At 36.0% G+C, this 756-nt stretch carries 2 pseudogenes; one reads left to right on the top strand and one right to left on the bottom strand.

Going from position 1 to position 756, the window contains the following annotated elements:
- Positions 1 to 434: pseudogene (locus B2X72_RS11300) on the bottom strand (arginine decarboxylase); the annotation flags it as partial.
- A gap of 108 nt (positions 435 to 542) precedes the next feature.
- On the opposite strand from B2X72_RS11300, the pseudogene B2X72_RS11295 reads away from it, so the two are divergent.
- Positions 543 to 756, top strand: a pseudogene (locus B2X72_RS11295) (arginine--tRNA ligase); the annotation flags it as partial.

Raw genomic sequence — 756 nt, 5'->3', positions numbered from 1 at the left:
ATCATATCGACAATATATTGTTTGTACTGGTAGGTTTTGAATCCATTACAGATCACTGTAATGTCTTTCGTTACTGTGCCCTGTCTTTCCAATGAATCGATCATCGGCATGTCAAATGCAGATGAAGTTTCCAGGTGGATATCATTTTTCAAAGCTTCCTCTACGATGTGCTTGAAATGGGATGATTTGGTACAATAACAATATTTGTAAGATCCGCGATAGTTGTGTTTCAGAATTGCGGTCTGAAAGAGGATTTTCGCTTGCTGAATTTTTTTGCTGACGATAGGCAAATAGGTAAAACGTAACGGCGTACCGTACGTTTCTATCATTTCCATTAAATTCAAATCGTGGAAATACAATTCGTCGTCGATGATTTCGAATCCGTCTTGCGGAAAACCAACACTTAAGTCAAGAAATTCCTGATAGCTCTGCATTTTTTATTATTTTTGCAAAGATATACTTTAATGGTGAATACCTAAATAAGGAATGTTATTTATTTCCAATTCACTATCAGGAAGTTGTAAAAATTACAAAATCATTAAATGGCAAATTCTATTCAAAAGCGACTTGTTGAAGTCACTGTACAGGCAGTAAAAGAGCTTTACAATGCAGATATTTTAGAAAATCAAATTGCTTTACAAGCTACCCGAAAGGAGTTTGAAGGACAAATTACAATCGTAACTTTTCCCGTAACGCGCTTTTCGAAATCTTCTCCGGAACAAACCGGAAAGGAAATCGGTGCATATTTGCAACAGC

Origin of the sequence: Sphingobacterium sp. UBA7253, from assembly GCF_002472745.1 — a bacterium.
Lineage (GTDB): Bacteria > Bacteroidota > Bacteroidia > Sphingobacteriales > Sphingobacteriaceae > Sphingobacterium > Sphingobacterium siyangense.
This window is presented reverse-complemented; position numbering and strand designations above follow the sequence as displayed.